At 62.0% G+C, this 20,832-nt stretch carries 13 protein-coding genes; 10 read left to right on the top strand and 3 right to left on the bottom strand.

Features of this window, described 5'->3' with window-relative positions:
* Nucleotides 1–507 precede the first annotated feature (507 nt).
* The gene (locus tag GCM43_RS02980; RefSeq protein ID WP_152241985.1) at nt 508–891 is read left to right on the top strand and encodes a glutaredoxin domain-containing protein; all 384 of its coding nucleotides are present in this window, start codon (nt 508–510) and stop codon (nt 889–891) included.
* An 84-nt stretch (nt 892–975) separates the two neighbouring features.
* Nucleotides 976–1,713, top strand: coding sequence for a hypothetical protein (locus GCM43_RS02975; protein ID WP_152241984.1), 738 nt, complete (start codon nt 976–978; stop codon nt 1,711–1,713).
* Here the strand turns inward: GCM43_RS02975 and GCM43_RS02970 are convergent.
* Nucleotides 1,710–1,943 carry a DUF3820 family protein gene (locus GCM43_RS02970; RefSeq protein WP_152241983.1) on the bottom strand — a complete coding sequence of 78 codons (234 nt, stop codon included), beginning with the start codon at nt 1,941–1,943 and terminating at the stop codon, nt 1,710–1,712. The genes GCM43_RS02975 and GCM43_RS02970 overlap by 4 nt on opposite strands.
* 133 nt (nt 1,944–2,076) lie before the next feature.
* Between GCM43_RS02970 and GCM43_RS02965 the strand changes: the two genes are divergently transcribed.
* Together GCM43_RS02965 and GCM43_RS02960 are read left to right on the top strand one after the other, a co-directional pair.
* Complete coding sequence (locus GCM43_RS02965) at nt 2,077–3,288, top strand: MFS transporter (RefSeq protein WP_152242047.1); 1,212 nt, start codon at nt 2,077–2,079, stop codon at nt 3,286–3,288.
* A 192-nt stretch (nt 3,289–3,480) separates the two neighbouring features.
* The gene (locus GCM43_RS02960) at nt 3,481–5,418 is read left to right on the top strand and encodes a PhoX family protein (RefSeq protein ID WP_413770920.1); all 1,938 of its coding nucleotides are present in this window, start codon (nt 3,481–3,483) and stop codon (nt 5,416–5,418) included.
* Nucleotides 5,419–5,530: 112 nt separating this feature from the next.
* Here the strand turns inward: GCM43_RS02960 and GCM43_RS02955 are convergent, their stop codons facing one another.
* Together GCM43_RS02955 and GCM43_RS02950 are read right to left on the bottom strand one after the other, a co-directional pair.
* On the bottom strand, nt 5,531–6,400 hold the full coding sequence (locus GCM43_RS02955; protein WP_152241981.1) for a nucleotidyl transferase AbiEii/AbiGii toxin family protein: 870 nt from the start codon (nt 6,398–6,400) through the stop codon (nt 5,531–5,533).
* Nucleotides 6,375–7,451 carry a type IV toxin-antitoxin system AbiEi family antitoxin gene (locus GCM43_RS02950; protein WP_193315512.1) on the bottom strand — a complete coding sequence of 359 codons (1,077 nt, stop codon included), beginning with the start codon at nt 7,449–7,451 and terminating at the stop codon, nt 6,375–6,377. The genes GCM43_RS02955 and GCM43_RS02950 overlap by 26 nt, the downstream gene beginning before the upstream one ends.
* 327 nt (nt 7,452–7,778) lie before the next feature.
* Between GCM43_RS02950 and GCM43_RS02945 the strand changes: the two genes are divergently transcribed.
* The 6 genes from GCM43_RS02945 to GCM43_RS02920 all read left to right on the top strand — a co-directional run bounded on the left by GCM43_RS02945 (nt 7,779) and on the right by GCM43_RS02920 (nt 20,821).
* On the top strand, nt 7,779–9,248 hold the full coding sequence (locus tag GCM43_RS02945) for a sodium:solute symporter (protein WP_152241979.1): 1,470 nt from the start codon (nt 7,779–7,781) through the stop codon (nt 9,246–9,248).
* A 58-nt stretch (nt 9,249–9,306) separates the two neighbouring features.
* Nucleotides 9,307–11,181: a signal peptide peptidase SppA gene (sppA, locus tag GCM43_RS02940; protein ID WP_152241978.1), complete on the top strand. Its 1,875-nt coding sequence runs from the start codon at nt 9,307–9,309 to the stop codon at nt 11,179–11,181.
* A gap of 451 nt (nt 11,182–11,632) precedes the next feature.
* Complete coding sequence (locus GCM43_RS02935; protein WP_152241977.1) at nt 11,633–13,051, top strand: efflux RND transporter periplasmic adaptor subunit; 1,419 nt, start codon at nt 11,633–11,635, stop codon at nt 13,049–13,051.
* Nucleotides 13,048–16,167: an efflux RND transporter permease subunit gene (locus GCM43_RS02930; protein WP_152241976.1), complete on the top strand. Its 3,120-nt coding sequence runs from the start codon at nt 13,048–13,050 to the stop codon at nt 16,165–16,167. Before GCM43_RS02935 ends, GCM43_RS02930 begins: the two co-directional genes overlap by 4 nt.
* Nucleotides 16,164–19,400, top strand: a complete 3,237-nt coding sequence (locus GCM43_RS02925) for an efflux RND transporter permease subunit (protein WP_152241975.1) — start codon at nt 16,164–16,166, stop codon at nt 19,398–19,400. The genes GCM43_RS02930 and GCM43_RS02925 overlap by 4 nt, the downstream gene beginning before the upstream one ends.
* Nucleotides 19,397–20,821 (top strand): efflux transporter outer membrane subunit, encoded by a 1,425-nt coding sequence (locus GCM43_RS02920; protein ID WP_152241974.1) that lies wholly within the window; start codon nt 19,397–19,399, stop codon nt 20,819–20,821. Before GCM43_RS02925 ends, GCM43_RS02920 begins: the two co-directional genes overlap by 4 nt.
* Nucleotides 20,822–20,832: the final 11 nt, after the last annotated feature.

Here is a 20,832-nt window from a genome sequence, read left to right as displayed (position 1 = left end):
TACTACCTTGTTGCGATGCTTGCCGTTGGTCAGGCGCAGCGCGCAGTCCAGCTTTGCCTTGGCAACGTCGATTCCTAAATGAAACATGTTGTGGTCCTCTTGCGATCTACCTTGTGAATGCGGGCTAACCGGCGTGCCGGTGCCAAAGATACTGTCCGATCTTGACATTGAGGGTGGGTAACTGGTGCGAGATCTACGATGCTGGCTTTGAGCCTAAGGGCGGATACAGCATCCAGTTACCCGGTCTTGATATGCCTACCAAGAATTTTGACAGCGGTTAATGTTGTTCGCAACACCATCAACCGCATGAGAGGAATAATACAAGGTCGGATTAGCCGCGTAGCGGCGTAATCCGACAACACCTGCGGCGCCAACAATGTTGTCGGATTACGCGGGGCTTTGCCCCGTTAATCCGACCTACCGTCCTCTTAACTTAACGGCATTACGACCTGACCCCGGATTTTCCATGTCACAATGCATCAGACGACACTTCTTTACAGGACCCCCATGACCCGCGCCATACTCGACGAAAGCCAGATCCATCCCGCCGCCCGCCCGTTCATCGGCGGCAAGCATGGCGATATCGTGCGCGAAGTGCAGGCGGCCATTGCCGCGCACCAGGTGGTGGTGGTTGGCATGGCACTGAACCCGTTTCCACGCAAGGCGCGCAAGATACTCGATGTGCTCGGCACGCCTTACCAGTACCTGCAGTACGGCAGCTATCTGAGCCAGTGGCATCGCCGCAATGCGCTCAAGATGTGGAGCGGCTGGCCGACTTTTCCCATGGTGTTTGTCAATGGCGTGCTGGTCGGCGGCGCCAGCGAACTGCAGGCGCTGGTGGCCAGCGGCGAGTTGAGCAGCATGCTGGCCAGGAAAATACGCGCGTTTTAACCTCTTGTGACAATGCGTGAATTTTGTCGCCACTTGCAGTGCTTATAGTCGTCTTTTTGATGCCACAAAGCGAAAGGTGGAACGATGGAAGACGAGGGCGTGCCGGGCAAGAGCGGCAAAGGTTTGATGTTCGTTTGCGCGCTGCTGTGCGTGCTGGCCGTCTGGCTGGCTGCGCAGTGGCAAAGTGGGGCGCTGGCGTTTCAGGCCAATCTGGCGGCGCTGGCGCCGGGTATTTTCGGCTCGATGCTGCTGGTGGCGCTGTTCGTCGAACGCATGATCGAAGTATTTGTTTCCCTGTGGGCGCCGCCGCAAGTGGCAGCGCACCAGCAGACCATCGCCTGGTGGCAGGCCCAGCGCGGGCGCCAGAAGCGCCGCATCGCCGACCTGCTGGCCGAACTCAATAGCACGCCTGGCCTTTCCGACGAGCGCAAGACGGTCATCGCCGGCCTGCTCGACGCTGCGCGCCAGCAGATCGAACAGGCCGACGACAAGGTCGACGCCGAGCAAAAGGCGCTGCTGCCGTACACCATACAAACCACCAAAGTCACCACCTGGGTCGGCCTGATGCTGGGCATGATCACCTCGGCGGCCGGCTTTCGCTTCCTGTCGCAGATCGTGGTGCTGGCGCCGATATCGGCAGCGGGCCTGCCGCTGTCGGTGCAGGAGCAGTACAGCGCTTTTATCGCCGTCGATGTGGTGCTGACCGGCGCGGTACTGGCCGGCGGCAGCAAGCTGGTGCATCAGATCTTCGGCGTCTATGAGTCCTACACCACGGCCTGGTCGAAGGCCGCGCAGGCGCGCGGCGTGGCCTCGTCGAGTTAGTCGCTGGCGCGCCGCCAGCCTGGCGGACGCAGGGGATCGAGCAGGCTGCGCAGGTCATTGTGGTCGAGTTCGTACATCAGCGCCAACAGGCTGCCCAGTTCGCCCGAAGGAAAACCTTCGCGCGCGAACCAGCCCAGGTAGTGGCCGGGCAGGTCGGCCAGCTTGCGTCCCTTGTATTTTCCATACGGCATATCGCGCGTCAGCAGCAGCGCCAGTTTTTCAGAGTCCATGCGCATCAGTGTAGCAGAGCGCTCAATTGTTGAGATGCGCGCAACTATGTTCTGCCCGGTCAGCTATTTTTAGAAACAAAGAAAACCCCGATACTGCTTGTCATTAACTTTATCGGAGTTTCCCGTGTTTTCCATGCCTATTGCCCTGCTTGCGCTGACCATCAGCGCATTTGCCATCGGTACCACCGAGTTTGTCATTGTCGGCCTGTTGCCCACCATCGCCGCCGACCTGAAAGTCAGCCTGCCCTCGGCCGGCCTGCTGGTCAGCCTCTACGCGCTGGGCGTGGCCGTCGGCGCCCCCGTACTGACGGCGCTGACCGGCAAGGTGCCGCGCAAGATTTTGCTGTTGTCGCTGATGGTGTTGTTTACCCTCGGTAATCTGCTGGCCTGGAAGTCGCCAGGCTATGAAACCCTGATCATGGCGCGCATCCTGACGGGCCTGGCCCATGGCGTGTTCTTTTCCATCGGCTCGACCATCGCCACCTCGCTGGTGCCCAAGGAAAAGGCGGCCAGTGCGATTGCCATCATGTTTACCGGCCTGACGGTGGCGCTGGTCACGGGCGTGCCGCTGGGAACGTTTATCGGCCAGCATTTCGGCTGGCGCGAAACCTTTCTGGCTGTCTCGGTCCTGGGCCTGGTGGCGTTTGTCGGCAGCCTGCTGTATGTGCCGTCGACCATTCGCCACAGCAAGCCGGCGTCGCTGCTGCAGCAGTTCCAGGTGCTGGGCCAGCCGCGCCTGTTGCTGGTGTACGCCATGACGGCCGTTGGCTATGGCGGCTCCTTTATTGCCTTTACCTATCTTGCGCCGATTCTGCAGCAGGTGTCGGGCTTTGGCGCCAGCGCCGTGGGCCTGGTGATGCTGGTGTATGGCGTATCGGTGGCGTTTGGCAATATATGGGGCGGCAAGCTGGCCGACAGGCGCGGCCCGGTCAGCGCGCTCAAGCTGATTTTCCTGCTGTTGTCGGGCGTGCTGCTGCTGTTGACCTTTACCGCGCCGCATCCGGTGCTGGTGGTGGCGACCGTGCTGCTGTGGGGCGCCGTAGCCTTCGGCAATGTCGCCGGTTTGCAGGTCTATGTGGTGCAGCAGGCTGAACACTTCACGCCGCGCGCCGTCGACGTGGCCTCGGGCCTCAATATTGCCGCGTTCAATCTTGGCATTGCCGGCGGCGCCTGGGGCGGCGGCCTGATTGTCGACCGACTGGGGCTGGTTCATACCGGCTGGATCGGCGCGCTGGTAGTGCTGGGCGCGTTTGGCCTGACGGCCCTGAGTGGCCGGCTGGACCGCCTCAATCCGATACCGCTGCGCGCTGCCGGTGAAAAATCCCTCCATGCAGCAGGACATTAAGCGGTTTGCCTGAGCGCCTCGATGACGTCGGTACAACGTCATCAAGCTGACATATTGCCTGTTTATGATCTGGCCTCGTCGCCTTGCCGGCCTGTTCCACGATATTTATTCATAACGGAAAAACAAAAAATGTCGAATCACGCTCCTGAATCTACCCGTCGCCGCCTGCTGCAGATGTTTGCAGGCGCTCCCATGTTGCCGTTGGCCGGCCTGACCGGTGTCAGCACCTTGCTGTCCGCCTGCGGCGGCAGCTCGGACTCCGTGACGCCACCGGTGACCACGCCAGCCACCCCGGTCGCGACCTTTACCACCGCAGAATTTACCGGCATGGCTGCGCCGACGGCCAGCTCGCCAACCGCACTGGCCACCACCACGGTCGGCTCCAAGCTCAAGGTCAACTTCAGCGATGGCAGCAGCAACAGCTATAACCTGGCTTACCAGCCTTTCTTCCTGACCGGCGACCGCGTCCCGGACGGCAAGGGCGGCACCGTGATTGCCGGCGGTTACTTCGACATCAAGAACCAGCCCATCATCGACAGTTCGCTGCCAGGGCGCGAGCGCCAGTTCTTCTCCGATTCGCCGGACGGCAGCTCGATGCTGACGATTGCCAATCCAACCGTGACTGGCATCAAGGGCAAGGCCGTGTTTGCCGTGGTGCAGTTCGAGTACAACACCGCCAACCAGGCCGGCGCATCGACCTACGGCACGCTGCCGTCGCCGATCGCGGTGCTGACGCTGGACCAGGACCAGACCACCGGCAAGCTGTCGATGGTCAAGTACCACAACGTCGACACCTCGTCCGTCAAGGGCCTGTGGATCACCTGCGGCGCCAGCCTGTCGCCGTGGAACACCCATCTGTCGAGCGAAGAGTACGAACCCGATGCGTTCGACCAGGGCCTGGGTGGCCAGACGCTGGCCGTGCTGAAAGCCTACAGCCAGAACGTGTTCGGCAACCCGGCTACGGCCAACCCGTACGACTACGGCCACCTGCCGGAAGTATCGGTCAATCCGGATGGCACCGGCAGCATCAAGAAGCACTACTGCCTGGGCCGCTACTCGCGCGAGCTGGTACAGGTGATGCCCGACCAGCGCACCATCCTTGGCGGCGACGACTACACCAACGGCGGCCTGTTCATGTTCGTGGCCGACAAGGCTGCCGACCTGGCCGCTGGCGGCACGCTGTACATCGCCAAATACACCACGCAACTGACCGAAACCACCACCGGCAAGCTGCAATGGGTCAGGCTTGGCCATGCAACGCATGCTGAAATCAAGGCGCTGGTCGATGGCGGCATCAAAGCCACCGACATCATGGATTCGACATTGAGCGATCCGAACGACACCAGCTACACCAAGATCGTGCTCAACAAGAAAACCGCCTGGGTGCGCGTCAAGGCCGGCCAGGAAAAAGCCGCCGCCTTCCTGGAAACCCATCGCTACGCGGCAATGAAGGGCGGCAGCATGGCCTTTACCAAGAACGAAGGCACGACCGTCAACGCCAAGGACAAGATTGCCTACTCGGCCTACGCCAATATCCAGGATTCGATGGTCGAAGGCGGTTCGGGCTATGTCGCCGGCCTCAACGTCAAGTTCAAGAAACTGGTCGCAGGCGCGGTGGTGCAGCACAAGCTCGGTGGCGGCCAGAAAGATGACACCGGCGCCGCAATCGACAGCGAATGGGTACCGCTTGAATCGAGCGTACTGCTGGCCGGCGAAGATATTGCAGCCGACGCCCTCGGCAACACCGCCAACCAGGACAAGATCGCCAGCCCGGACAACCTGAAGTTCTCGGAAAAACTGCGCACCCTGTTTATCGGCGAAGATAGTGGCAACCATCTGAACAACTTCCTGTGGGCCTACAACGTCGATACCAAAAAGCTCGAACGCCTGCTGTCGTGCCCGGCCGGCGCCGAATCGACCGGCCTGCACGCAGTCGACGAAATCAACGGCTGGACCTACGTGATGAGCAACTTCCAGCACGCCGGCGACGAGTGGAGCCGCTTCCCGGGCTTGCCCACGGCGCTCAAGGACCAGATCAATATCATTATCAACACCAACTACAACAACAAGGCCAGCGGCGCAGTCGGCTATCTGACGGCGGAACTGACGCAGGTGAAACTGTCAAAATAATGCGCTGCATCTGAGCGCATTGCCAATCGGCAGGGCAAGCAAAAGTGCCCGTCTCCGCAAGGGGACGGGCGCTTGCTTTTGAAGGGGGGACTGGCTTGAGTTATTTCTGTTTTTAGCGACCTTCGATTCCACTGCCTTCCAACGATTTTTCCAAAAGTCGAAGGCGAGACACAACGCGTTCACCGACATTATCTGCATGGCGGTTGGCTTTGATCATTTCATTGGAAAGCCGATCAAAGTCTTGCCGGATAATTCGCAGCAGCATTGCCAGGGTTTCAGCGCTTGCCACGCGCTCGATGTCTTTGCCAAGTAAATAAACACCGGCCAAATCCGGATCGGCATCTCCGGCCTCGATCACACCTTCCTCATCGTAGACACGCTCCAGATTGCCAGCTGCGGTGTAATTGTCCATCAAGTGGATCAGATCATGGGCATCTTTCGGATTTTCCCGTCCCCGATCAGACCATGCGACAAGTTTCAATATCGCGAGGCCGGCCAGTGAAACAACCTTTCCGTCAAAATCAGCGGCAAACCTCACGTGCTCTGCGGCCGCCAGCACATCGTCATAGCCTGCAACGTTCATGATGACCGCCATATCCGGTGGCCAGGCGATTTCTCCCGTGCCTTCGGCAATGGGGCCAAACGGTACCAGGTCCAGAGGATAGCAAAGAGAGCCGTTCGGGCCAGTGAAGTAGATGCGTTGTTTTGCCGCGCCCTGTTCCTTGAAGGTTCCGTGCGCCAGAAGCCTGGAGCGCAGCGCATCGAACTGCTGCCAATTTTTCACGGCGACGGCAAAATCTACATCATAGGTTGCTCGCCTGGCGGTAATGCCAAACACATGATCCAGGAGGATGTCTCTTGCTGTCGCGCCCACCAGCATGTAATCAATCCCGTCAGCCGATGCATCGGCGGCGACGACACGCAGGATATCGATAATGATGGGATCGACGGGCCGGTTATTCCTGATTAAACGTGGGGTCAATGCACTTCTCCTTGATCATGTTGGCCGCTTCGTCTGCGCGCGGATCCATTAAGGCCCGCAGCTCGGCGTAAACCAGCAGTGGTGGCGCAAGGAGGCGTTCGATGTCGCCTTGTGGCCAGAATGCTTCCAGTATTTCGATATTGCCATCGGCATCGGGTTTGAGTCGATGTTGTTTGACCAGCATCCTGATGACGCTATCGATATCTCCCTGCTCAACGTAAAGGGTTTGCGTCAATGGCTTGAGGTAGCCGGTCAGATTACAGGCGGCCACTTCCGAGCTCCACGCGTAACGAAAAGCATCCAGTTGCACTGACCGCCACCAATCGGGGTCAGGTGCGCTGAAACGCCTGCGATGCAGTTTGGGGCGCAATGTTACCGGGAAATTGACTGCCCATTCATTGATCAGCCGATCTGGCTCCAGCAGCTTTCTACGTCCGGCACCGCCGGAATCAATCAGGTAACCCCGACGCTGTAAATCGTTCAGCACATTGTAGGCAGTACCCAGTGACACGCCAGCGGCGCCTGCAATGGACTTGAATGATGAATTGAGAAGGGCGGGCTGTGAAAGCACTGCAAAGACCACGCGCAATGTTGCTGAGTTCGTAAGTCCCTTGGGTTCGTCATTGGCAAGGCGAACCGGGCTACGTTTTTCGCCAGTCATAAAGACAAAGAGACCTGGTGCATGCAAATATGCGTTGCCAGACAGATCGATGAACTGCAGGTCTATTGTCCTGCAGTATTCGGCCAGTTCCCTGCTGAGGTAGGGCGTGATCAGCAGACCGTCCTCTCCGAGCCGTGTCAGCTGTTGCCGCACTTTGTTCAGATGTTCCTTGCGATCAATCGATGATTTGCATTCGACCCAGTAACGGTGTGTGCCGTTAGGATGCTGCAATCTGATTGTGGCATCGGCCTGCGGCTGATCAGATCTGAAAGGCTCAACCGTGGTGACAGATCCCGTGATCGCGGTTCTTTCTTGCAATGTTCGCAGAGCATGCGAGATCAGTTCCCGCTCCGCAGTGAGGTAATCCAGAACGAGTTCACTTGCGATCATTTCTATCTCCACCATTTCTCACTGAATGTGACTGCACATGGTATTAAAAAATCAAAAAAAATTCAATAATTTTTCTTTTTCACGTTACGCGAATTCTTAAATAAATTAGAAAATTTCTTGTAGACAAAAACAGCGAAGAATTTAAACCACTGCTGCCGATGTGTCTGCAACCGACGGTGCCGTATATCCGGATGACTGCCGTCTGCTACATCGTCTTCTCTTTTTCCATGACGCGCGTGGAGCAACTGACCGCGCTGCGTCCCGCAGCCGCTTCAACGCGGGTAGTGTATATTCCCGTCCCTGTCCATCCTTGCCGTTCGCACCTTCATGTCACCGATCCTGCTGTTTTCCGTCGTGCTTGCCTATTTCCTGATCCTGCTGGGCGTGGCCAGGCGTACGGCGCGCCGCGCCAACAATGACAGTTTTTTTATCGGCAACAAGAACAGCAACTGGATGCTGGTGGCCTTCGGCATGGTGGGCACCACGCTGACCGGCGTGACCTTTATCAGCGTGCCGGGCGCCGTCGGCAGCAGTGGCTTCGGCTATATCCAGCTGATGATCGGTTATGTACTCGGCTACCTTGCCATTACCTTTATCCTGCTGCCGCTGTATTACCGGCTGCAACTGACCTCCATCTACCGCTACCTGGAACTGCGCCTGGGGCGGCGTGCCGGCCAGAGCGGGGCGGCCTTTTTTATCCTGTCGCGCCTGCTGGGGGCGACGGCGCGCCTGTATTTGGTGGTCAATATCTTGCAGGCCACGATTCTTGACAGCCTGGGCGTGCCGTTCTGGCTGACTGCCTGCGTGGTGCTGCTGCTGATCTGGCTCTATACCTATGAAGGCGGCGTCAAGACCATCGTCTGGACCGATACGCTGCAGACGGCCTGCATGCTGGCCGGGCTGGTGATCTGCACGTTCTGGCTGCTGCGCGAGATGAATCTGTCGCCGCTGGAAAGCCTGGAGCAGATGCGTTTGCAGGGCCTGGCGCGGGTGTTCAATACCGATCCTGACAGCCCCGGCTACGTGTGGAAGCATATCGTGGCCGGCATGTTTATCACGATCGCCATGACCGGCATGGACCAGGAGATGATGCAGAAAAATATCTCGGTACGGACCTTGCGCGACTCGCAGAAAAACATGCTGACCCTGACCGTGATATTGACCGGCGTGCTGCTGCTGTTCCTGTTCCTGGGTGGCCTGCTGCACCTGTATGCGCCGGCGGCCGGTATTGCAGCCACCGGCGACAAGCTGTTTCCGGCGGTGGTGCTCGGCCATTTTCCGGTCTTGGTGCAGCTGATCTTCTTTATTGCCTTGATTTCCGCGCTGTTTCCCAGCGTCGATGGGGCACTCACGGCGCTGACCTCGACGTTCTGCATCGATATACTGGGCTTGCCGCGCAGGAGCGGGCTCGACCAGGCCACGCAGACGCGCTGGCGCCAACGCGTGCACCTGGGTTTTACCGCGCTGTTCCTGCTGCTGATCATGGCCTTCAAATGGATCGACAGCCCCAGCATGATCGGCGTGATCCTGAAGCTGGCCAGCTACACCTATGGGCCGTTGCTGGGCCTGTTCATGTTCGGCCTGCTGTGCCGGCGCGGCGTGCGCGGGCGCTGGGTGCCGCTGGTGTGCGTGGCCGGCCCGCTGCTGTGCGCGCTGATCGAACAGGAGCAGGCGCTGCTGTTCGAGCATTACCGCCTGGGACTGGAGCTGCTGCTGCTTAATGGCGCACTGGTGCTGGCAGGGTTGATGCTCATTTCCGTGCCGGCTGAAAAGGGCGCGGTACTGCTGTCAGATTAGCCGGTGGCGGCAGTTTTCAGTTATATTGATTTTTTAGCCAAATCAATACGGAGCATCGATGTCACTGAATCCCTTTCCGCCACTGCGCCGCGGGCTGGCTGCCTGCTGGCGCGCGCTGGACGCCACGCGCCGCGCGGTCTTCAACCTGATCTTCCTGCTGGTGGTGGTCGCTATCCTGATCGGCATCTTTGGCGGCGGCGCCAAGCCGTTGCAGGACAAGACCACGCTGGTGCTGAGCCTGAAAGGGCCGCTGGTCGAAGAGACGCCTGGCGGGGTGCGCGATGCGGTGCTGGCCAATGTCAGCGGCGACGTCAGGAAAAGCGTACAGCTGCGCGACGTGCTGGCAGTGCTGGACATGGCTGGCAAGGACCCCAAGATCGGCGCCATGGTGCTGATGCTCGACGATCTCGAAGGTGGCGGCCTGGCGTCGCTGCGCGAAGTGGCGGCCGGCATCGCGCGCTTCCGCGCCACCGGCAAGCAAGTGGTGGCCTGGGGCTCGAACTACAACCAGCGCCAGTACCTGCTGGCCGCCAGGGCCAACGAAGTGTATCTGCATCCGATGGGCGGCGTGCTGATTGAGGGTTTTGGCCGCTACCGCAATTACTACCGCGATGCGCTCGACAAGGTCGGCGTCACGGTCAACCTGCTCAAGGTAGGCGCCTACAAGAGTGCTGCCGAGCCATATATTGCCAACGGGCCGTCGGAGGCCGCAGCCGAAGCCGAGCGTTATCTGAATGACGGCCTGTGGGCGACATATACGACTGATGTGGAAAAATCGCGCAAGCTGCCGGCCGGCGCCATCATGAATTCGATCAACCAGCTGCCCGAAATGCTTGAAGCGGCCGGCGGTAATATGGCCAAGGTATCGCTGGACGCCAAGCTGGTCGACGGCCTGAAAACGCGTGACGAACTGCGCCAGATGATGATGACGCGCGGCGCCAAAGATATCGACGGCAACAGTTTCCGTCAGGTGTCGTACAGCGACTACCTGGCGCGCCTGCGTCCGAACATGATGGGCGACGCCGTTGGCGTGGTGGTGGCCTCGGGCGAGATCGGCGACGGCATGGCGCCGGCCGGTGAAATCGGCGGCCTGTCGACGTCGCGCCTGATCCGCCAGGCACGCGAAGACAAGTCCATCAAGGCCATCGTGCTGCGCGTCGATTCGCCTGGCGGCAGTGCCTTCGGCTCAGAACTGATCCGCCGCGAACTGGAACTGACGCGCGCCGCCGGCAAGCCGGTGGTGGTTTCGATGGGTAACGTGGCTGCTTCCGGCGGCTACTGGATCAGCACCGCCTCCGACGAAGTGATTGCCGATGCCGCCACCATTACCGGTTCAATCGGCGTGTTTGCCATTTTGCCAACCGCGGAAAAAGTGGTCGACAAGCTGGGCATCCACACCGCCGGCGCGCCGACCACCTGGCTGGCCGACGCCGGCAACCCGCTGCGTCCGCTCGACCCGCGCTTTGCCAAAGTGGTGCAGGGCTCGATCAACCATGTGTATGGCGACTTCATCAATATCGCCGCCAAAGCGCGCAAGACCACGCCGGAAAAAATCAATGAAGTGGCGCAGGGACGCGTCTGGACCGGCCTGCAGGCCAAGGACCGCAACCTGGTCGACCGTATCGGCAGCTATGGCGACGCGCTGGCGTCGGCCGCCAGGCGCGCCAAGCTGGGCAGCGACTATCGCGTTGCCTACCTGGAGCCTGAAGTATCGAATTTCGACCGTTTCCTCGGCATGTTCGGCTCGAAAGCCATGGCCTCGCTGGGCCTGGGTGAGCATGTCCGGCTGGGAATGGCCTCGACCGGCCTGCCGCCGCAGGCAGCGCTGGGCGTGGCCACTGACCTGGCCTGGTTGTCGGACATGACGCGCGAGCGCAAGCCGTTCATGGCGCTCACGCATTGCCTGTGCAACGATCCGATGGGCGGCAAATAGCGTTTGCTGTCGTTGCCACTCACGAAACAAGCCGGTCATGCCGGCTTGTTTTTATTGCGGTGCTGTAAAGCGGCGTAAAGGTTTTGTGATGGAACAGCGGCAAAGGCAGGAGATTTGTAGCGAGTTTGTATCTGCATTAGTACTTCTGCCAACGCTGCTGTGCGTGGCATTCCCCTTGCAAGCCTCATATTTGCGTGCCTATGATGCCTGGCCCACCTTATTGCTGTCGCCAATTGTTTCAGTCAGAAATGAAACAGTTACATGACTATGCTAGAGTCCTCGCTCGATGGGAGGCCGATGTTTTTTCAGCTGATTTTCAGCTCTTGAAATCCCGTCAAGATTGCAAGAAAAACCTGATTGCGGCAGTTGTCCTGAGTGTGCAAACCTCGGCCGGCGCCACCAGCAAACACACAAACAAACGCCGTGCCAGCGGCCTATAAAAGGAAGAGTAATGGATACGCATACCCCGGTCACACCTGCACGGCGCAGCCGCCGTTCCAAAATCGTCGGCACCGTGATGGCGCTGGCCGTGATGGCCGCGCTGGGCGGCGCCGCCTGGTACCTGACGCACTCTGGCAGCAGTGCAAAGGCTGGCGCCAGCATGGCCGGTGGCCCTGGCGGACCTGGTGGTCCCGGTGCCGGCGGCCCGGGCGGGCGCCGTGGTCCGCCCTCGACCACCGTGGGCGTGGCGACCGCCGTCAAGTCCGACTTGCCGGTGGTGCTCGATGCGCTGGGCACGGTGACGGCGGCATCGACCGTGACGGTGCGCCCGCAGGTGTCGGGCATCCTCAAGGAGATCAGATTCAAGGAAGGCGGCATGGTCAAGGCGGGCCAGGTGGTGGCGCTGATCGAGCCGGCGCAGTTTGAAATGGCCCTGATGCAGGCTACCGGCCAGCGCCAGCGCGACGAGGCACAGCTGGACAATGCGCGCCTGACCCTGAAGCGCTACCAGACCCTGCTGGGCCAGGACTCGATTGCCCGCCAGGATGTCGATACCCAGGCCGCGCTGGTCAAGCAGCTCGAAGGTACAGTCATGACCGACCGTGCAGCCGAAGGCACGGCGCGGCTCAATCTGGGCTACACCAAGGTGGTTTCGCCGATCAGCGGCAGGGCAGGGCTGAAGGTGGTCGATATCGGCAACCTGGTCAGCACCAGCGATACCGGCGGGGTAGTGGTCGTGACCCAGCTCTCGCCGATCGACGTGCAGTTCTCGGTGCCGCAGGACAAGGCGCAAACCATCCAGGAACGGCTCAATTCCGGTACCGCGCTGCCGGCCGTGGCGCTCGACCGCACGCGCACCATCACGCTTGACAAGGGCGCCTTGAGTGCGCTCGACAACCAGGTCGACGTGCAGACCGGCACCGTGCGCGCCAAGGCCCGCTACGCCAATGACAAGATGGCGCTGTTCCCCAGCCAGTTCGTCAATGTGCGCCTGGAGATGGGCAATATCGTCGGCGCCGTGCTGGTGCCGGTCACAGCCCTGCGTCACAGTAACAATGGCGACTTCGTGTATGTGCTCAAAGCCGACAAGACCGTCACCGTGCGCATGGTCACGCGCGGCCAGGCCACCACCGACATGGTGGAAATTCGCGCCGGTCTGGAAGCGGGCGAGCAGGTCATTACCGAAGGCGCCGACCGCCTGAAGGAAGGCGCCAAAGTGATGCTCGCTGGCGACAAGCCGGCCGGCATGGGCGGTGCTGGCGCGGGCAATGGCGAGCGCCGCCATCGCCGCCAGCATGCCGAAGGCGCCGCTGGCGCCGCCGGTGCCTCCGGCGCCGCCGGTGCCTCCGGCGCTGCAGCGTCTGCTGCCGCCAGCGCGCCAGTGGCCACGCCGGCGAAAGGTGATGCCGCCAAGGGTGCCGCGCAATGAGTCCATCGACTCCGTTTATCAAGCGCCCGGTTGCCACGGCGCTATTGATGCTGGCCATTGTGCTGGCCGGCCTGGTGGGTTTCAAGTTCCTGCCGCTGGCGGCCTTGCCGCAGGTTGATTTCCCCACCATCCAGGTGCAGACGCTGTATCCGGGCGCCAGCCCCGAAGTGATGGGCCAGACCGTGACGGCGCCGCTCGAGCGCCAGTTCGGCCAGATGGCAGGCCTGCAGCGCATGAGTTCGACCAGTGCTGCCGGCGTGTCGATTATCACGCTGCAGTTCACGCTGGGCCAGACGCTCGACGTGGCCGAGCAGGAAGTGCAGGCCGCCATCAATGCCGGCGGGTCCTTGCTGCCCACCGACTTACCGGCGCCGCCGGTGTACGCCAAGGTTAATCCGGCCGACGCGCCCGTGCTGACGCTGGCCATTACCTCCGACACCATGCCGCTCACGCAGGTGCAAAACATCGTCAACACGCGCCTGGCGCTCAAGATCAGCCAGGTCAGCGGCGTGGGCCTGGTGTCGCTGTCGGGCGGCCAGCGCCCGGCCGTGCGCATCCAGGGCGACACCAACCTGCTCGCTTCCTATGGCCTGGGTCTGGACAGCCTGCGCACCGCCATCGCTTCGGCCAACGTCAACAGCGCCAAGGGCAGTTTTGACGGCCCCACGCGCTCGTTTACGATCAACGCCAACGATCAGTTGGTCACCGCCGACGACTACAAGAAGCTGATCATCACCTACAAGAACGGCGCCCCGGTGCGCCTGTCCGACGTGGCCAAGGTGGTCGACAGTGCCGAGAACACGCGCCTGGGCGCCTGGTCGGGCAAGCAGCCGGCGATTATCCTTAACGTGCAGCGCCAGCCTGGCGCCAATGTGATCAAGACGGTTGACGCCATCAAGGCACTCCTGCCCGAGCTGCAGCAAAGCCTGCCGGCCGCCATGAAGCTCGAGGTGCTGAGCGACCGCACCACCGGCATCCGCGCCTCGGTCGAACACGTGGAACTGGAACTGCTGGCCTCCATCGTGCTGGTGGTGCTGGTGATCTTTGCCTTCCTGCACAGCCTGCGCGCCACCGTGATTGCCAGCCTGTCGGTGCCGATCTCGCTGATCGGCGCCTGCGGTGTGATGTATTTGCTCGGCTATAGCCTGAACAACCTGTCGCTGATGGCGCTGACGATTGCCACCGGCTTCGTGGTCGATGACGCCATCGTGATGATTGAAAATATCGCGCGCTATATCGAAGAGGGCGAAACGCCGATGGCCGCAGCCCTGAAGGGCGCCTCGCAGATCGGCTTTACGATTATCTCGCTGACGGTCTCGCTGATCGCCGTACTGATCCCGCTCTTGTTCATGGGCGATGTGGTGGGCCGTCTGTTCCGCGAGTTTGCCATGACGCTGGCCATCACCATTCTGATTTCGGCCGTGGTCTCGCTGACGCTGGTGCCGATGATGTCGGCGCGCTGGCTCAAAAGCCATGCGGATGAAAAAATCGGCGCGTCCGGCCAGCGCATCCAGGCCTTTTTCGATCGCGTGATTGTGCGCTACGACCATGCGCTGGTGTGGGTGCTCAAACGCCAGGGACTGACCCTGATCGTGGCGCTGGCCACGCTGGTGCTGACCGTGATCCTGTACATGACCATCCCGAAAGGCCTGTTCCCGACGCAGGATACCGGTCAGTTGCAGGCGCGCCTGGAAACGGCGCAGGCGGTGTCGTACGAACGCATGGCCAGCCTGCAGCAGGCAGCAGCGAGCGCGCTGCTGGAAGACCCCGATGTGGAGACCTTAAGTTCGCTGGTTGGTGTGGACGCGGCCAACAACACCATGCTCCATACGGGCAGCATGCTGATCAACCTGAAGCGCTCGCGCAGCGATAGCCAGGACGACATCATGGAGCGCCTGCGTGAACGCGTGGCCAAGGTGGCTGGCGTGACGCTGTATCTGCAGCCGACGCAGGACCTGACCATCGACTCCGAATCGGGGCCGACCCAGTACCGCGTCTCGCTCGAAGGCGCCGATACCGCCACCGTCACTGAATGGGCCAACAAGCTCGCTGCACGCATGCGTGACAAAGCGCAGCTGCGCAATGTGGTGACCGACGCCGGCGCCACCGGCGCAGCCGTCAATGTGTCGATTGACCGCGACAGCGCTGCGCGCATGTCGGTCACCACCGCCACCGTCGACGATGCGCTCTACAACGCCTTTGGCCAGCGCATTATCTCGACCATCTTTACCGAGACCAACCAGTACCGCGTAATCCTGGAAGCGGCGCCCGGCATCATTACCACGCCGGAAAAACTGGGCGACCTGCAGGTGCGTACCGGCGCCGGCAAGTCCACGCCGCTGTCGGCGTTTGCCAGCGTGACCGAAAAACAGGCGCCGCTGCAAATCACGCACGTGGCGCAGTATCCGGCCACCACGCTGGGCTTCGATACGGCCAAGGGCGTGGCATTGGGCCGCGCCGTCGAGGCGGTGCGCGAAGCGGCAAAAGAGATCGCCATGCCGGCGTCCGTCTCGCTGACTTTCCTCGGCGCTGCCGGTGCGTATGAAAACTCGCTGTCGAACCAGCTGTGGCTGATCCTCGCTGCCGTGGTGTGCGTGTATATCGTGCTCGGCGTGCTGTATGAAAGCTATATCCACCCGCTGACGATTCTGTCGACGCTGCCGTCGGCCGGCGTGGGCGCGCTGCTGGCGCTGATGGTGTCGGGCCAGGACCTGGGCGTGATCGGCATTATCGGCATTATCCTGTTGATCGGCATCGTGAAAAAGAACGCCATCATGATGATCGACTTTGCCATCGAGGCCGAGCGCGACGAGGGCAAGAGCCCGCAGGAGGCGATTCACCAGGCCGCGTTGCTGCGCTTCCGTCCGATCCTGATGACGACTCTGGCCGCCCTGTTTGCCGCCGTGCCGTTGATGCTGGGCTGGGGCGAGGGCGCCGAACTGCGCCGTCCGTTGGGACTGGCCATCTTTGGCGGGCTGATCCTCAGCCAGATCCTGACGCTGTTTACCACGCCGGTAATCTACCTGGCGTTTGACCGCCTGGGCCAGCGTTTCGGGCCGAAAAAAGGCGCGGTCAATCTGGACAAGGCCGATACCGGAACCGGGAGCACCGCGTGAATCTGTCCTCCCCGTTTGTCAAGCGGCCGATTGCCACCGTCCTGCTGACCATCGGCATTGCGCTGGCCGGCATCGGCGCGTTTTTCGTGCTGCCGGTCTCGCCGCTGCCGCAGGTCGATTATCCAACCATTTCGGTCAGCGCCAGCCTGCCTGGCGCCAGTCCGGAAACCATGGCCAGTTCGGTGGCTACGCCGCTCGAGCGGCGCCTGGGGGTAATTTCGGGCGTCAACGAGATGACCTCGTCGTCCGGCAGCGGCTCGACCCGCATCAACCTGCAGTTCGACCTGAACCGCAAGATCGATGCCGCCGCGCGTGAAGTGCAGGCGGCCATTTCGGCTTCGCGCGCCGACCTGCCGGCGACCCTGCGCAGCAACCCGACCTACCGCAAGGCCAATCCGTCGGATGCGCCGGTGGTGATCCTGGCGCTGACCTCGAAAACGCGCACGCCGGGCCAGATTTACGATGCCGTGTCGAACCTGGTGCAGCAGAAAGTGGCCCAGGTCAAAGGCGTGGGCGACGTGGAGCTGGGCGGCGGCTCGCTGCCGGCCGTACGCGTGGAACTGCTGCCGTACCAGCTCAATCACTACGCCGTCTCGATGGAGGACGTGCGCGCGGCGATCCAGGCCAGCAACGCCAACCGGCCCAAGGGGGCCATTACCGGCGATGAGCGCAGCCTGCAGGTGTATTCGGGCGCCAGCACTGCCTCGGGCGGGCGCAGTGCGGCCGACTATCGCAGCCTGGTGGTGGCCTGGCGCGACGGCGCCGCCATCCGTCTCGATGACGTGGCCGAGGTGGTCGACGGCGTGGAGAACAACAATACGCTGGGCCTCTTTAATGGCGAGCCGGCGGTAATCGTGCTGATCACGCGCCAGCCGGGCGCCAACGTGATTGCCACCGTCGATGGCGTGCGCGCGCTGCTGCCCGAATTGCAGGCGCAACTGCCCGGCGACATCAAGCTGCAGGTGGCGTCCGACAGCACTAATTCGATCCGCTCGTCCCTGCATGAAATCGAGTTCACATTGATTCTGTCGATCGTGCTGGTGGTGCTGGTGGTCAGCGCGTTTTTGCGCAGCGTGCGCGCCACCATCATTCCGGCGGTGGCCACCATTGTCTCGCTGCTTGGTACTTTTGGCGTGATGTATGCGCTGGGCTTTTCGCTCAACAACCTGTCGCTGATGGCGCTGACGGTGGCCACCGGTTTCGTGGTCGACGACGCCATCGTGGTGCTGGAAAACACCCAGCGCCATATCGAGGCCGGCATGGACCGCTTCAAGGCCGCGCTGCTGGGGGCGCGCGAAGTGGGGTTCACCGTGCTGTCGATCAGCCTGTCGCTGGTGGCGGTGTTTATTCCGCTGCTGTTTATGGGCGGCCAGGTGGGGCGATTGTTCCGCGAGTTTGCCGTGACCCTGTCGGCTGCGGTGATGATTTCGCTGGTCATTTCACTGACCACCACGCCGATGATGTGCGCCTGGCTGCTGAAAAACGGCGAGCAGCACAAGCCGCCCGGCGCCGTGGCGCGCTGGTTCGAGCGCGGCTTCGAGCGCATGCTCACATTCTACGAGCATTGCCTGGACTGGGCGCTGTCGAGTGCCGCGCTGGTCATGACCATCCTGGTATTCGTGGTGGGCCTGAACGTGTATCTGTTTGCGGCCGCGCCCAAGGGCTTTTTCCCGCAGCAGGATACGGGCCAGATCAACGGCGGCATGCGCGCCGACCAGAGCATCTCGTTCCAGGCCATGCAGGGCAAGCTGCGCGAACTGGTCAATATCATCAAGAACGATCCGGCGGTCGATACGGTGGTGGGCTTTACCGGCGGCAGCCGCGCTGGCGGCGGCTTCATGTTCATCAACCTGAAACCGGCCTCGCAGCGCACCGACAAGGGCCAGGCCGTGATCGCCCGCCTGCGCCCGCAACTGGCCAAGGTCAGCGGCATTTCGCTGTTCCTCAATCCGGTGCAGGATTTGCGCATGGGGGGCCGCTCGTCGAACTCGACCTATCAGTACACCCTGATCAGCGACAACCAGGCCGACCTGAAAAAATGGGCGGCAAAGCTGGCCGACCAGATGAAGCAGCAGCCGGCCCTGACCGACGTCGATACCGACCAGGCCGAGAACGGCGTGGAAACGTATGTGTCGATCGACAAGGACCGTGCCACCGAACTGGGAGTGCAGGTGCGCGATATCGACAATGCGCTCTACAACAGCTTCGGCCAGCGCCAGGTCGCCACCATCTATAGCGAACTCAATCAATATCACGTGATCATGGAAGTGGCGCCGCGCTACGCGCAAAGTCCCGAGGCGCTGCGCTCGGTGTATGTGCCGGCCTCGAATGCGGCCAATACCACCACCACGACCAGCGCGGTCAGTTCGGCGGTGTCGGCTACCACCTCGAACACCACGGCGGCGCGCGATCCGTCCAGCGGTACGGCGCTGGCTACCACCATGTCCACTATGGTGCCGCTGTCGTCGTTCAGCACCTTTGCCGAAAGCTCGACCGCCACCTCGATCAACCATCAGGGCGGCGAACTGGCCACCACCGTGTCGTTCAACCTGGCCGACGGTTATACGCTGGGCGACGGCCAGGCAGCGGTGGCGCAGGCCGAATCCGAGATCGGCATGCCGGTCAATGTGCGCGGCAGCTTCCAGGGTTCGGCCAAGAGTGCGCAGGACAGCAACAAGGAGCAGCCGCTGTTGATCCTGGCCGCCATCGTGGTGATCTATATCGTGCTGGGCATCCTGTATGAAAGCCTGATCCATCCGATCACGGTGCTGTCGACGCTGCCGTCGGCCGGCGTCGGCGCGGTGCTGGCGCTGCTGCTGTTTCGCATGGAGTTTTCCATCATTGCGCTGATCGGGGTGTTTTTGTTGATCGGCATTGTCAAGAAAAATGCTATATTGATCATCGACTTCGCACTGGAGGCCGAGCGCTCGCGCGGTCTGACTGCCGTCGAAGCGGTCCGTGAAGCGTGTTTGCTGCGCTTCCGTCCGATCCTGATGACCACACTGGCGGCAGCGCTTGGCGCCTTGCCGCTGGCAATCGGTTTCGGCGAGGGCTCCGAGTTGCGCCAGCCTTTGGGGGTTGCCATTATTGGCGGCCTGATTGCCAGCCAGTTATTGACATTGCTGACCACCCCGGTGGTCTATATCCTGCTCGACAAACTGCGCAAACGCAGCCCCGACGAGCAGCAATTGAGCCGCATTCCCGGGCCAGATAACCTGAGCACATCATCATGAAGCAAGTAAAAATCGAGAAGTTTTCCACGCCGCTGCGCCGCGTCCAGTCGCTGGCCGCCGCCAGCGCTTTCGTCCTGCTGGCTGGCTGCGCCGTCAGCCCTGTCTATCAAGTGCCGACCGCTGCTGCGCCGCAGACGTTCAAGGAAGCGGCCGGCTGGCAGCCGGCGGCGCCAGCCGATACGCTTGAGCGCGGTCCGTGGTGGACGCTGTTTGGCGACGCCCAGCTGAACCTGCTTGCCGACAGCGTGGAAGTATCGAACCAGAACGTGGCCGCCGCGATTGCGTCCTATGAACAGGCGCGCGCGCTGGTGCGCGAACAGCGCGCCTCGCTGTTCCCGACCGTGACGCTCAATGGCAGCGGCACGCGCTCGGGCGGTGGTGGCGAGCAGCAGACCAGCAACAGCTACCGCTCCTCGCTGGGCGCCAGCTGGGAGCCGGACGTGTGGGGCAAGCTGCGCGCCGGCGTGACCGGCGCCGACGCCAGTGCCGCCGCCAGCGCGGCTGACCTGGCCGCAGCGCGCCTGTCGGCGCAGGGCGAACTGGCCACCAATTACTTTTCGCTGCGCCAGAGCGATGCGCAGATCGCGCTGCTCAATACCACCATCGAGGGCTACCGGCGCGTGCTCGATATCACCGGCAACCGCTTCAATTCCGGCATCGCCGCCAAGTCCGACCTGCTGCAAGCGCAGACACAGCTGGCCAACGCGCAGATCGATTTGTCGAGCCAGGTGCGCCAGCGCGCCCAGCTCGAACACGCAATTGCCATCCTGGTGGGCCGCGCGCCGGCCGACTTCAGCCTGGCCGCCGCGCCATGGACGCTGACGGTGCCTGATGTGCCGCTGGGCGTGCCATCGACGCTGTTGCAGCGCCGGCCCGATATTGCGGCGGCCGAACGGCGCGTGGCGCTGGCCAACGAGCAGATCGGCATAGCCCGCTCGGCTTATTATCCGAGCCTGAACCTGACCGGCTCCTACGGCTCGAACGCCAGCCGCGTCGGCGATTTGTTCAACGCCTCGACCAGCCTGTGGTCGCTCGGCGTGTCGGCCGCGCAAACGCTGTTCAACGCCGGCGCCACCACGGCCAGCGTGGATGCGGCGAAAGCGTCGCACGAGGCAGCCGTTGCGCGCTATCGCCAGACCGTCTTGAGCGCGTTCGGCGCGGTGGAGGATCAGCTGTCGGCCACGCGCGCGCTGGCTGAGCAGCTTGACCTGCGCCGCCAGGCCTCGAATGCGGCCGATCAGGTCGAGCAGCAGATGCTCAACCGCTACAACGCCGGCCAGGTCGGCTATACCGATGTGGTCAATGCGCAGGTCACTGCGCTGTCGGCAAGGCGCCAGCTGGTGCAGGCGCAGGCCGACCGCCAGACCACGGCGGTGGCGCTGATCCAGGCGCTGGGCGGCGGCTGGCAGGCCACGCAATAAGGCGGTTGTCG

The organism is Janthinobacterium aquaticum, assembly GCF_009208565.1.
GTDB lineage: Bacteria > Pseudomonadota > Gammaproteobacteria > Burkholderiales > Burkholderiaceae_D > Janthinobacterium.
This window is presented reverse-complemented; position numbering and strand designations above follow the sequence as displayed.

Coding starts and splice junctions, on each gene's coding strand:
- GCM43_RS02920 (WP_152241974.1), top strand. CDS start 19,397: ATGAAGCAAGTAAAAATCGAGAAGTTTTCCACGCCGCTGCGCCGCGTC.
- sppA (WP_152241978.1), top strand. CDS start 9,307: ATGTCACTGAATCCCTTTCCGCCACTGCGCCGCGGGCTGGCTGCCTGC.
- GCM43_RS02945 (WP_152241979.1), top strand. CDS start 7,779: ATGTCACCGATCCTGCTGTTTTCCGTCGTGCTTGCCTATTTCCTGATC.
- GCM43_RS02965 (WP_152242047.1), top strand. CDS start 2,077: ATGCCTATTGCCCTGCTTGCGCTGACCATCAGCGCATTTGCCATCGGT.
- GCM43_RS02970 (WP_152241983.1), bottom strand. CDS start 1,943: ATGGACTCTGAAAAACTGGCGCTGCTGCTGACGCGCGATATGCCGTAT.
- GCM43_RS02975 (WP_152241984.1), top strand. CDS start 976: ATGGAAGACGAGGGCGTGCCGGGCAAGAGCGGCAAAGGTTTGATGTTC.
- GCM43_RS02960 (WP_413770920.1), top strand. CDS start 3,481: ATGTTGCCGTTGGCCGGCCTGACCGGTGTCAGCACCTTGCTGTCCGCC.
- GCM43_RS02950 (WP_193315512.1), bottom strand. CDS start 7,451: ATGATCGCAAGTGAACTCGTTCTGGATTACCTCACTGCGGAGCGGGAA.
- GCM43_RS02980 (WP_152241985.1), top strand. CDS start 508: ATGACCCGCGCCATACTCGACGAAAGCCAGATCCATCCCGCCGCCCGC.
- GCM43_RS02930 (WP_152241976.1), top strand. CDS start 13,048: ATGAGTCCATCGACTCCGTTTATCAAGCGCCCGGTTGCCACGGCGCTA.
- GCM43_RS02935 (WP_152241977.1), top strand. CDS start 11,633: ATGGATACGCATACCCCGGTCACACCTGCACGGCGCAGCCGCCGTTCC.